Origin of the sequence: Crocosphaera sp. (assembly GCF_030064895.1) — a bacterium.
Lineage (GTDB): Bacteria > Cyanobacteriota > Cyanobacteriia > Cyanobacteriales > Microcystaceae > Crocosphaera.
The window spans coordinates 26,659-38,537 of the sequence record NZ_JASJEB010000100.1 but is presented as its reverse complement, the minus strand read 5'-3'; the positions used below and the strand labels follow the sequence as shown (position 1 = coordinate 38,537).

Here is an 11,879-nt window from a genome sequence, read left to right as displayed (position 1 = left end):
GACAGTTACAATCTCAAAAAACAGTGATGGCAAATACTATGCTTCAGTTACAGTTGATGATGGTCTAGAGAAACCAGAAACCTCAACAGAAGGTAAGGCCATTGGAATAGATTTAGGATTAACTGATTTTGCTGTCACCAGTGATGGCTCTAAATTTGACAACCCTAAGCATTTAGCTAAACATCAACAGAACTTGAAACGTAAACAACAAAAATTATCTCGTAAACAAAAGGGGAGTAATACTAGGCAAAAAGCTAGAAGATTAGTAGCTAAAGTACATTCAAAAATATCTAGATGTCGAGAGGATTTTTTACAGAAACTATCCCGTAAGATAGTCAACGAAAACCAAGTTATTGCTGTAGAAAATCTCAATGTCAAAGGCATGGTTAAAAACCACAAATTAGCTAAAGCTATCAGTGATTGTGGTTGGGGAATGTTTTGTACAATGCTTAAATACAAAGCAGAAAACGAAGGGAAAACTTATATTGAAGTTGATAGATTTTTCCCTAGTTCTAAGACTTGTCATGTATGTCTAAATCAAGTAGACAGTTTGCCTCTTGATATTAGAAATTGGACTTGTGAACATTGTCATACAAACCATGACCGTGACATAAATGCCTCAATAAATATTAGAAATGAAGCCTTACGGATATTATCGTTAGGAACTAGCGATACTGCCAAGGTCGGGAATGTAAGACGGCTAGGAGGTAAGATTTCTTACCTCTTAGACGCAATTCCTAATGAGATTGGAAACCCCAACTATATTGCTTGCAATTAGTTGGGGTAGTTCACCCCCATCAAGTTGAGATTAGATTTATAATTCAAGAATAAATTGAGTCGAAAGGGACTCACCTTGAATGTCTAAACTCAACAATCTACAGCCTGTGATGAGTGTAAATTATTCTTTAACCATTCAGAAGTGTAAAATCATTTTCAATGTTTTTACTATAAGTTGTTTAACTTATGTCCCTATAGTTTCAGCACAAGTGTCTGGGGATGGAACCGTCAATACCCAGGTAACTCCAAGGGGTAATCAGTTAGAGATTACTGGAGGAATGCAAAGCGGAACTAATTTATTTCATAGTTTCGAGCAATTTTCGGTTCCCAACAATATTGAAGCTTATTTTAATAATTCCAATAACGTCACGAATGTTATTAGTCGTATCACAGGGGGATCGATTTCCGACATTCAGGGAATCATTCGTGCCAATGGTACGGCAAATCTATTTTTAATTAATCCCAATGGGATTACCTTCGGCCCCAATTCACAGATCGACATTGGAGGATCTTTTTTAGCCAGTAGTGCTGATGTCATTGAGTTTGCTGATGGGGTCAAATTTAGTGCAACTAACACTCAACAGAATCCTCTTTTAACTATCAGTATTCCTGTTGGGTTACAATTTGGATCTAACCCAGGAAGAATTGTCAATCAAGCCAATGATCTCAGTGTGAGTCCTGGTAATACTCTGGCTTTAGTGGGAGGAGACATAAGCTTTCCTGGGGGTAGCATAATGGTTACAGAAGGAAGAATAGAACTAGGTAGTGTTAGTAATAATAGTCGAGTGCAATTAGAGGCAAGAGATAGAGGTTTTCAATTAAACTATCAAAACGTAGCAACTTTTCAAGATATCTTTTTTTCCCAAGGAGCATCCGTAAATGCCGATAATTCAACCATTCAGTTACAAGGAAGACACATTAAATTAAACCAAGCACAAATATCGAGTACCACAGAAAATTTAGATGGGGAAGTAACGATTCTGATTAATGCGTCTGAGTCTGTTGAACTTATTGGAAGTCAAACACCATCAGGTGTTACAGGTGTGGCAGCGCAAGTTGACGGGGATGCAATAGATATTGGGGGCGATATTTTAATCAACACCCGAAGATTGAGATTACAAGATGGAGCAGGAATCTCATCAGGAACCTTTAATGAGGGTTCCGGCGGTAGATTAGAAGTTAATGCTTCTGACTCCATTGAGCTTATTGGAACCGGCTTTTTTACTTCCAGTCTCTTAACGACTTCCACGACTGGGTCAGGAGATGGAGGAGAACTCATCGTTAATACAAAACGATTAACCCTACAAGATGGTGGACAAATACTAGCAGTAACGGCTAACAATGTTGGTAATGGTGGAACAATTACAATTAATGCGTCTGAGTCAATACAAGTTACTGGTAGTGGGTTTGTTCCGAATATCTCAGACACACTTTTAAGTAGAATTTCAGCAGAATCGGGCTTTACGGATCTTAATTTACTGGGATTTTCTCCAGGGGGTAATTTAACTATTAACACAAATCAATTGACAGTTAGTAATGGGGGTGTCATTTCGGCTGCTAGTTTAGGTGAAGGCAATGCAGGGAACGTTAACATAACAGCTAATACTATCTTTTTGGATAATCAAGGCATTATCACAGCATCTTCTCAAGGAACGGGAAATGCAGGAAACTTAACCATTAATACGGAGCAATTAACTGTCAATAATCGTTCACAAGTAGCTGTTAGAAGCATTGGAACGGGTCAAGGGGGTAATTTAACCCTTAATGCGCGGTCTATTGCTTTGGATGGCAAAAGTCAGCTTACCGCTACCAGTGAAGCGTTAAGTCAAGAAACTGCTCTAGAATTAGGTTTTGATCAAGAGTTATTAGAATCAGATAATGCTTTAGCCAATGCAGGGAGTTTAAGCATTAACACTGATGATCTTATGGTTAATAATGATTCAGAAGTAACTGTGAGTAGTTTTGGGTTAGGAAATGCAGGGGATATTAATATACAAGCAAAGGATATTTTCTTAGATAATAGTAGTCGTTTATCTGCTGAAACTGCTTCGGGGGAAGGGGGAAATATTGGCCTTGATGTGGAGCGATTTTTAAGTTTACGTCGTAGTAGCAGCATTTCTACCACCGCAGGAACCACAGGGGGACTAGGAAACGGGGGAAACATTGATATTAATGCGTTGTTTATTCTTGCTGTTCCCACGGAAAACAGCGATATTATTGCTAATGCGTTTCTAGGCCAGGGAGGAAATATCAATATTAACGCTGCCGGGGTTTTTGGTATCGAAGAAAGGCAACAATTAACCTTTTTAAATGATATAACTGCTAGTTCTCAGTTTGGCCAAGTGGGAAATATTGGAATTAACCGTCCTGATGTTGACCCCCAACGAAGTTTGGTTAAACTACCGGATGAAGTGGTAGATGCGAGTAAGGTCATTATTGATGCTTGTAGTCCTGGTGAAGCTTTAAGCAGGGGAGAATTTACTATTAGGGGACGGGGTGGTTTACCTTCTAACCCCAATGAAGGGGTAGACAACCCCACAGGTTTAACGGAATTAGGTTATCCTAATACTGATTCATCAAATTCCCTGCCTTCTGAACCAGGAACTTCTCTCCCTTCAGAAGTATCTCCGAATTTAAGTGAGACACAAACCCCATCTATTGTGGAAGCACAAGGATGGATAATTGATGCTGATGGTAATGTAGTGCTAACAGCAAAAGCGCCCACTGTGACTCCTCACAGTCCTGGTTTAAGTCCTGCTAACTGTTATGATTTGTCAACGCGTAACTCGTCTCTCTAACCTATTTTATTTGTTTTTTGGTTGTTTCTGCTTAAGTGGGGTTTTTGCTGGTCAGTTAATGGCGCAGTCTTTTGATAACAGTCCCATTCCTCCTACTTCTCCCCCTGAGTTACCCCAACCTGTTCCTTTACTGGAAAACCCTTTAATTCCTCCTAATGTTAACCCTCCTCCCACAGAGGAGGTGTCACCGAATATTCCAGGAACTATTACCGTTAAGCAGTTTCGTTTTGAGGGAAATACCGCTTTTGATGCAGAAGAATTAAGTGGGATTCTGAAGGGGTTTATTAATCGCCCTTTGAGTTTTGCTGAGTTATTGGAAGCGCGAGCGGCTATTACTCAGTATTATATTGAGCAAGGATATATTACGTCTGGGGCTTATATTCCCCCCCAAACCATCGAAAATGATACTATTACTATTAAAATTGTTGAAGGTCAATTAGAGGACATTCAAGTTACAGTTGAAGGTAAACTTAATCCTAATTATGTGCGCGATCGCTTGGAGTTAGGGGGACAAACTCCGTTAAATATTCCTCGTTTGGTTGAGTCTTTACAACTATTACAATTAAACCCAATTATTGAAAGTATTTCAGCACAATTAATCCCGAGTCCCCGTCCTGGTAATAATATTTTAGTGGTTAAAGTTGTCTCGGGGCGTTCTTTTTATCCTAGTGTTTTGTTTGATAATGGACGTAACCCGCAAGTAGGAGAAATTCGTCGGGGGTTTAATTTAGCTGAAAATAATTTATGGGGAATTGGGGATCAGGTTAGTTTTAGTTATTTTAACACGGATGCCAGCGATGATTTGGAGCTTACTTATCAGGTTCCTGTTAATGTTTATAATGGGACGGTTGAGGTAGCATATAGAAGTTTAACAGGGGAAATTATCGAGGAACCTTTAGATATTTTAGAGATTAATTCTGATTATCAAAAGTATTCTTTTCGCTTTCGACAACCGATTATTCAAACCCCGTCACAAGAGTTTTCTTTAGGTTTAGATATTGATCATCAAAAGAGTAAAACAGTTTATTTAGATGGCCTTGCTTTTCCTTCTCGGGGTTCTGATACTAACGGAAGAACTCATATTTCTACGGTTCGATTTTCTCAAGAATGGGTAGGAAGAACGCCTAGTCAGGTATTATCAGCAAGGTCGCAACTTGATTGGGGAATTGAGGCGTTTGGCACAACAAGACCCTTTGATTTAGAGGTTAATCCTGATGCTCCTCATAGTAACTATTTTTTATGGCGAGGTCAAGCACAATGGGTTAAATTATTAGCGGAGGATACTTTATTTGTTCTGAGAAGTGATGTACAACTTGCGGATCGTTCTATCGTTTCTTTGGAGCAATTTTCTTTAGGTGGAATCGGAAATATTAAAGGATATCGTCAAAATTCTTTGTTAACGGATAATGGAATTTTTGCAGGAATGGAACTACGTTTCCCTGTTTACCATATTCCTCAAAATCAATTTCTGGTTCAACTTGTTCCTTTTGTAAACTACGGTCAAGGGTGGAATAGTGGAGATTTACCTGACCCTCCTATTAATGAGTTAGGTTCTGTTGGTATTGGTTTACAAGTACGATATGGTGATTTTTTTAATGCACGTATTGACTGGGCTAATCCATTAGGAAAAGACTTATTTCAAGGGGGAAATTCTTTACAGGATGATGGTATCTTTTTTACAATTACTATTAGTCCGTAAGGATATTTGACTCAGATATTGCATCTTCAATAAAACTAGCTAGTTTAGAGAGGGAACAGGGAACGGGCAACAGGCAACAGGGTGATTTTTGACTGTAACTGAATAAATTTTGACATTTGGGTGAGCATTGCCCACCCCAAAAATGTTAGTTATTTAGGAAAAAATTAATCTTTAGTCTCTTTGGAAGGTGCGGTTAAAATTTCCCAAGCAGCTTTGGCCGCTTCACTAAGGCGATCGCCAAAACTACTAACTTCTTTAACTACAGTGTTCCATTCTTTAACAACACCCTCCCAATCTTTTTCTACCTCCTTTTGAATATATTTGACAGCCTCATCAATGCGTTGAGGATCAAATAATTTGCGGTCTTCGATATCTTGACGAATGCGACGAACTGTTTCTAAATAGTTGTCACGGGCTAATTCTCCGGCTTCTTTGGCTTCGGATAAAGCTTTACTTCTAATAGCGTCAATGAGTGCAGTGGTTTCCTTTTGAATTTCACTAGATTCCTCAGAGACTACTTCGGGTGTAATGGCTTTCTCTTCAGTTTTTGTGGGGGTAATAGCACTTTCTTTAGGGACTTGAGATTCAGTGGTCATCTTTAATTTTCCTCCTCAGTAAGTTTGGTTATAACTTAATTTATACTAGAAAAAATTAATTCGTCCGCCATTTCAAAGTTTGCTGTAACATTTTGTACGTCATCTAAGGATTCTAAGGCTTCAATTAGTTTAATAATTGATTTAGCCTGCTCATTATCCTCAATTTCAATAAGATTATTAGGAATCCATCTTAATTCTGCTTCTGTCACGTTAAAATTTTTATCGTTTAGTGTCTGACTTAATCGATTCAAGTTGGTCATATCTGTAAAAATTTCTGCCCCCTGTTCCCCAACTTCGTCGTACAATTCATAACTATCTGCTTCTCCTTCCATAGATGCTTCTAAGAGGGCGTTTTCATCTATAATTCCTTCTACTCTTACCACCCCTTTTTGTTCAAACATCCAACCGACACAACCAGCCGCCCCTAAGTTACCCCCGTTTTTAGTAAAGGCTGAACGTAAGTCGGCTGCGGTACGGTTTCTGTTGTCGGTAAAGGCTTCGATGATAATGGCAACCCCACCAACTCCATAACCTTCGTAACGAATTTCTTCGTAAATTGTATCATCGTTTTCGTAGGTTCCGGCACCTTTAGCGATCGCCCGTTCGATATTATCATTAGGGATGCCGGCTGCTTTGGCTTTTTCTATGGCTGTCCGCAGTTGAAAATTCCCGGCTGGGTCGGCAATACCGTGTTTAGCTGCCACAATAATAGCACGGGATAATTGTGCAAAGGTTTTCCCTTTTTTTGCATCCACTCTTTCTTTTTGGCGTTTAATATTTGCCCATTTACTATGTCCTGCCATAACAATATTTTTAATAACTATCTACCTTATATTATAGCTTATTTAGAGTGAATATTGCTCTTGAATCGCTAAGAATTTATGACTGGCTTCTTCTGCATTTTTAGCAATTTTAGCAAATTCCACAAATCGCTTTAACTCTTTTCTTAATAAGTTTCGTTCTACTTCCCAGGTAGCCCGATCTAAATCGGGAGGCAAGACGACCATATCATAAATTATTGCCTGTTTTTTCTGACGATAAGGTCGTAATACTCGTCCTCTTCTTTGAATAAACTGATGGGGGTTTCCACTACTGGCTAAGATAACAGCTTGTTCAATTTCTGGTATATCAATTCCTTCATCTAAGCAACGAATGGAAACTAATCCTTGTAAGTCTCCTTTTTTAAATTGTTGACGAATTTTTTCTCTTTCTTCTGAAGTATTTTCTGCTGTATAAGTATTAACTCTATAACCTAATTCTCTGCCTAAAATACGAGTCACTGCTGCGATCTGTTTTTGATGATTTTTCGGTTCGTTTTCTAAATAGCCATCTCCACAATAAAAGAGAGTATAGTTAGTTTCTAAAAGATTTTTCATTAATTCTCTGAGTGCAGTTAATTTATTTTCTGCTACTCCAATTAAACGGGATCTCTGAATTAATAATGAGGTCAAGTTATCGTTATTTTTAAGATTATCATTTTCACCTAATGCCCAACCTATACGTTGAGTTAGTTTTGCATAGGTAAAGGCTTCTGATTCTGTTAAATTGACAAAGATAGGATAGTATAAATAAGGAACTAATGCTTGTTTTTTTATGGCATCAGCTAAAGTGAATTCCGGTTTTATTACTTCTCCAAAATAGTTTAGTAAAGCGTCGGTTCCTTCTTCATCAAAATATCTTTCTGGAGTAGCAGACAATGCTAATCTTAAACCAATGTTACGAGGTAAACTACTTTCTAAACGAGGGGAACCTAGATGATGCGCTTCATCTCCAACAATTAAGGTTTTCTCGGGGAAAAATTTTATTTGTGATTGAAATCCTTGCTTAATTAGAGTAGAATTAGTTGTAATAATAGTTAAAAAGGGTTTTTGATAAGATTGAACATTATACAGTTCTGTTGATAGTTTACTTTGCCAATTATAAACACTTTCAAAAGCTAAAATAGGATTCAAATTAAACTTTTTACATTCTCTTTCCCATTGCACAACTAAATGACGATAGGGACAAACGATTAATAATACTTGCAGTTTAATTTTCTCATATAATTCTGTAGCAATAGCTAAAGCAGTAATTGTTTTTCCACTTCCTGTTGCCATTTTTAAGGTTCCCCTTCCCTTATTTTTAAACCAGTTAATAACTGCTTCTTGTTGATAATCTCGTAGTTTTAGAGATTTGGGAGTTTCGGGGTTTCCTTGAGTAAATAATTGATATTTTTTTTGTTTTTCTTTTACTCTATAATTAGAAAATTTGTGTTGATAATCTCTAATTAATTTATCCCAATCAATGCTTAAATTGATTTGATTATACTTATCCATTATCTTTTATTTTTTTGTATATAAATCATTGTAGAGACACTATTTATAGCGTCTCTATCTATTAGATTAATTTGGATTATTATCTTACAACTTGTGATAATATACCATTAATAAAACTTAAACAAATTGAACCAAATAGCGCACTCCAAAAACCATAACGTAAGCGAAAACCTCTAACTAATGCAGCAGCTAAACCAAAAATAATGGCATTAATAATTAGCAAGAATAATCCTAATGTTAATATAGTTAAGGGAAAACCGAAAAAAAGCAGAATTGGTTTAACTAACGCATTAAGAACACCAAAAACAATAGCAGCAACTAAAGCTTTACCAAAATCATCTACTTCTACTCCAATGGGGAGTTGTGCAATAATCAATAAACTGATAGCGGTAATTAACCAAGCAATTAATAGTTCCATAATCTGATCTCTTTTAATTTATTGAGATTTTCTCCTCTATTATAGGACAAACATTTTAAGTAGAAAGTCATATTTCTTTGTGAGTAAAAGATTTTGCATTTTCACCGGAATAAGTAGCAGCGATGTGACCATTTCCTGTTACTTGATATTTATAGGTAACTAACCCTTCTAAACCCACAGGACCTCTAGGGGGCATTTTTTGGGTACTAATACCAACTTCTGCCCCAAAACCGTAGCGAAAACCGTCTGCAAAGCGTGTTGAACAGTTATGATAAACCCCGGCAGCATCCACTTGATTCATGAATACTTCTGCGCTATTTTTATCTTCTGTAATAATAGCATCTGTGTGTTTTGAACCATAAGTATTAATATGATTAATAGCTGCTTCTAAGGAGTCTACAACCTTAATAGATAACATTAAATCACTATATTCTGTCTTCCAGTCTTCTTCGGTTGCTGCTTCAATATCCAGATAAGTTTGAGTTAATTTATCTCCTTTTAGTTTAACGTCATTATAGATCAAACCTTCAGCAATTTCTGGTAAAAATTTCCTAGCAATATCTTGATGAATTAATAATGTTTCGATAGCATTACAAGCAGCAGGATATTGAGTTTTTGCATCCACTGCAACAGCAATAGCTGTGTCTAAGTCTGCTTCTTTATCAACATATAAGTGACAAATTCCATCTGCATGACCCAACACAGGAATATTAGTGTTTTGTTGAATAAATCTCACAAATTCATTGGAACCTCTGGGAATAATTAAGTCAATATATTCATCTAATTCTAATAATTTTCTAGTTTCTTCACGGGTGGTTAATAACTGTACTGTATCAGGACTAACTTTGGTTTTAATTAAAGCTTCTCTGATGATTTTAACCAAGGTTTGACAAGAGTTTAAGGCTTCTTTACCTCCTTTTAAAATAACTCCATTTCCCGATTTTATAGCTAAACTTGTAATCTGAATTAAGGCTTCTGGACGGGCTTCAAAAATTATTCCTAATACCCCCAAAGGACAACTAACTCGTTTTAATATTAAACCTTCATCTAATTCTCGGTGAATGGAAATATGACCCACAGGATCGTCTAAATTAATAACATCTCTAACCCCTTTTATAGTAGCTTCAAGTTTTGTTTTTCCTAGTTTTAAACGGTTATATAATGGCTTAGAAATACTTTCTTTTTCTGCTAGTTTACAGTCGAGTTCATTAGCTTTAATAATATCGGCTGAAGCATTTTCTAATGCTGTAGCGATCGCTTCTATTGCTTGGTTGCGATCGCCTTTTGAAAGTCCTGCCAACTTTCGGGCTGCTTTAGAGGTTTTCTCGGCAACTTCTTTTAATAATAATTCAGAAGAATTAACTATCATTGCTAATAACAATCTTGATTTTTCATAGGATTTTCATTATACCAAAATATATATAGAAAGCTTTATTTTATAGATATTCTTAATATTATTTCTAGTTTATTTAGGCAATTTAACAAAAAATAAGTTCAATCACTTATTTTATTTTCTCATTATACTTAGGATTGAATATTTTTTTATATTGTAAACTGGTTGCTCCGAAGTTAATTAATAATCCTACAGAAAAATCATAAGCAACCACATAATTTTTAGCTTGGGCAAGATGAACATTTTCTAAATTAATTACAGCTTTGAGTTCAACTATAATTTTATTTTCCACAACAAAATCAGCCCTTCTTGTTCCTACGTGGATACCTTCATAATAGATAGGTTGTTCTTTTTCCCTCTCAAAGGTTAAACCAACTTTTTGCAGTTCAATGGCTAAACATCTCTGATAGATAACTTCTTGAAACCCATTACCTAACGTATTATGAATTTTCATAGAGCAACCAATTACTTTATAGGTTATATCTTCGAGTTTCATTTATTTATTATAAAAGTGATGGTGTTAAGTATATATCTTTTCCCCCCTCAGTATCAGGATTAGACAAGATTAGGGGATTTTCAGGATTTTTTTCTTTTAAACTTTCTGGGAAAGATAATTGTAATTAATATAGTAAATTCTATCATCTAATCTCATTCCATGATCCTATTAATTCCATCACCATAATCCTATCCTGTGAATCGTATCATCCATCTAATCTCATTCCATGATCCTATTAACTCCATCACCATAACCCTATCCTGTGAATCGTATCATCCATCTAATCTCATTCCATGATCCTATTAACTCCATCACCATAACCCTATCCTGTAAATCGTATCATCCATCTAATCTCATTCCATGATCCTATTAACTCCATCACCATAACCCTATTCTGTAAATCTTATAATCCTCCAAAATCCTGATACTGGGAAGGGGAATGATGAAATAGAGAATATTTAATTTAACCCAAACAGTCTACTAAAAAATCCTTTGTTTTCTACTTTTTCCTATTTTTGTAATTTTTTCACTTGATTAAGCGCATCTAAATAATCATCCATCTTGTTTTGTTGTGAGTAAAGTTGTGCTGCTTTATTATATTCAGCGATCGCCCCTTGTTTGTCTCCTAAGTTATCCTTGTCTACACCGCGATTGTAGTAAGCAAGAGAATAGTCAGGTTTAAGGTTAATAGCTTGATTGTAGTCTGCGATCGCCCCTTGATTGTCTCCAGACTCGCCTTTACTATAACCACTGTTAAACCATTCTTCTGCGGTTAAGGTGACAGTTTTGGTACTTAAGGGAGGTTTAACCCCTGTAATTCTGCCCCACCAATGCCGAAAGGAAGATTAATGGATACTTTAGTTAATATTGGGCGGTCTGTTTTCATGAGGTCAAATTATATTTCTTATTCAACAATTTTGTCGGTTTTATTGGTTGAAGGGATAGATTTTGTTTGTTATAAAGACTCAAAGTCAGCCGTAAACCCAGGAAACTTAGTACAATCTTCTATGAAAGTTTCCACCTCACTAATGTCCTCCATTTTATAACCCATGATTCTCGTTCCATCAGGCATTTTCTGAGAACCTATCAATTCCACTTCATAATTTTCTGTCATGGCTTTAAAATCAGCACCTGACTTTTTCCAAGAATCTCCATTACAACGAACATTAATTCGCCACATAATAAAATTAGTCTTAATGAACAACTAAATAGTTTATCATATAATTAAACAGATAAATTTTTAACAAAATATCGGCAGAAGTCCTCATCTATAAATTATACTTCTGTGGGATAGCGTCGGAACGTAGTGAGGAACTTCTGACTTCTGACTTCATTCAAATTTCTCTTTATTTCCCCAATTTTCCACTTTATTAACACAAGTTTCTAT

At 36.1% G+C, this 11,879-nt stretch carries 11 protein-coding genes; 3 read left to right on the top strand and 8 right to left on the bottom strand.

Annotated features, from left to right (window positions below; translation table 11 throughout):
- From QNJ66_RS19645 to QNJ66_RS19635, 3 genes are all read left to right on the top strand, one after another.
- On the top strand, nucleotides 1–778 hold a 778-nt coding region (locus QNJ66_RS19645; RefSeq protein WP_300510002.1), incomplete at its 5' end, for an RNA-guided endonuclease TnpB family protein.
- Nucleotides 779–857: 79 nt separating this feature from the next.
- Nucleotides 858–3,575 (top strand): S-layer family protein, encoded by a 2,718-nt coding sequence (locus QNJ66_RS19640; protein ID WP_300510000.1) that lies wholly within the window; start codon nucleotides 858–860, stop codon nucleotides 3,573–3,575.
- Nucleotides 3,544–5,274: a ShlB/FhaC/HecB family hemolysin secretion/activation protein gene (locus tag QNJ66_RS19635; protein WP_300509998.1), complete on the top strand. Its 1,731-nt coding sequence runs from the start codon at nucleotides 3,544–3,546 to the stop codon at nucleotides 5,272–5,274. The genes QNJ66_RS19640 and QNJ66_RS19635 overlap by 32 nt, the downstream gene beginning before the upstream one ends.
- Nucleotides 5,275–5,438: 164 nt before the next feature.
- On the opposite strand, the gene QNJ66_RS19630 is transcribed toward QNJ66_RS19635, so the two are convergent.
- The 8 genes from QNJ66_RS19630 to QNJ66_RS19595 form a co-directional block, all read right to left on the bottom strand.
- Entirely contained in the window at nucleotides 5,439–5,870 is a 432-nt protein-coding gene (locus tag QNJ66_RS19630) for a hypothetical protein (RefSeq protein WP_300509996.1), read from the bottom strand.
- Nucleotides 5,871–5,905: 35 nt separating this feature from the next.
- Entirely contained in the window at nucleotides 5,906–6,673 is a 768-nt protein-coding gene (locus tag QNJ66_RS19625) for a YebC/PmpR family DNA-binding transcriptional regulator (protein WP_300509994.1), read from the bottom strand.
- Nucleotides 6,674–6,715: 42 nt separating this feature from the next.
- Nucleotides 6,716–8,185 carry a DNA phosphorothioation system restriction enzyme gene (locus QNJ66_RS19620; protein WP_300509992.1) on the bottom strand — a complete coding sequence of 490 codons (1,470 nt, stop codon included), beginning with the start codon at nucleotides 8,183–8,185 and terminating at the stop codon, nucleotides 6,716–6,718.
- 79 nt (nucleotides 8,186–8,264) lie between these two features.
- On the bottom strand, nucleotides 8,265–8,603 hold the full coding sequence (locus QNJ66_RS19615) for a phage holin family protein (protein ID WP_300509990.1): 339 nt from the start codon (nucleotides 8,601–8,603) through the stop codon (nucleotides 8,265–8,267).
- A 67-nt stretch (nucleotides 8,604–8,670) separates the two neighbouring features.
- The gene (proA, locus tag QNJ66_RS19610) at nucleotides 8,671–9,972 is read right to left on the bottom strand and encodes a glutamate-5-semialdehyde dehydrogenase (RefSeq protein ID WP_300509988.1); all 1,302 of its coding nucleotides are present in this window, start codon (nucleotides 9,970–9,972) and stop codon (nucleotides 8,671–8,673) included.
- Nucleotides 9,973–10,105: 133 nt separating this feature from the next.
- Nucleotides 10,106–10,492 carry a GxxExxY protein gene (locus QNJ66_RS19605; RefSeq protein ID WP_300509986.1) on the bottom strand — a complete coding sequence of 129 codons (387 nt, stop codon included), beginning with the start codon at nucleotides 10,490–10,492 and terminating at the stop codon, nucleotides 10,106–10,108.
- Between the two features lie 509 nt (nucleotides 10,493–11,001).
- Complete coding sequence (locus tag QNJ66_RS19600; RefSeq protein ID WP_300510003.1) at nucleotides 11,002–11,310, bottom strand: tetratricopeptide repeat protein; 309 nt, start codon at nucleotides 11,308–11,310, stop codon at nucleotides 11,002–11,004.
- A 137-nt stretch (nucleotides 11,311–11,447) separates the two neighbouring features.
- The gene (locus QNJ66_RS19595) at nucleotides 11,448–11,672 is read right to left on the bottom strand and encodes a hypothetical protein (RefSeq protein ID WP_300509984.1); all 225 of its coding nucleotides are present in this window, start codon (nucleotides 11,670–11,672) and stop codon (nucleotides 11,448–11,450) included.
- Nucleotides 11,673–11,879: the final 207 nt, after the last annotated feature.

Bases quoted from the DNA above. Each gene is read 5' to 3' on its own strand.
- proA (WP_300509988.1), bottom strand. From the start codon at position 9,972: ATGATAGTTAATTCTTCTGAATTATTATTAAAAGAAGTTGCCGAGAAA.
- QNJ66_RS19640 (WP_300510000.1), top strand. From the start codon at position 858: ATGTCTAAACTCAACAATCTACAGCCTGTGATGAGTGTAAATTATTCT.
- QNJ66_RS19620 (WP_300509992.1), bottom strand. From the start codon at position 8,185: ATGGATAAGTATAATCAAATCAATTTAAGCATTGATTGGGATAAATTA.
- QNJ66_RS19605 (WP_300509986.1), bottom strand. From the start codon at position 10,492: ATGAAACTCGAAGATATAACCTATAAAGTAATTGGTTGCTCTATGAAA.
- QNJ66_RS19615 (WP_300509990.1), bottom strand. From the start codon at position 8,603: ATGGAACTATTAATTGCTTGGTTAATTACCGCTATCAGTTTATTGATT.
- QNJ66_RS19595 (WP_300509984.1), bottom strand. From the start codon at position 11,672: ATGTGGCGAATTAATGTTCGTTGTAATGGAGATTCTTGGAAAAAGTCA.
- QNJ66_RS19635 (WP_300509998.1), top strand. From the start codon at position 3,544: ATGATTTGTCAACGCGTAACTCGTCTCTCTAACCTATTTTATTTGTTT.
- QNJ66_RS19630 (WP_300509996.1), bottom strand. From the start codon at position 5,870: ATGACCACTGAATCTCAAGTCCCTAAAGAAAGTGCTATTACCCCCACA.
- QNJ66_RS19625 (WP_300509994.1), bottom strand. From the start codon at position 6,673: ATGGCAGGACATAGTAAATGGGCAAATATTAAACGCCAAAAAGAAAGA.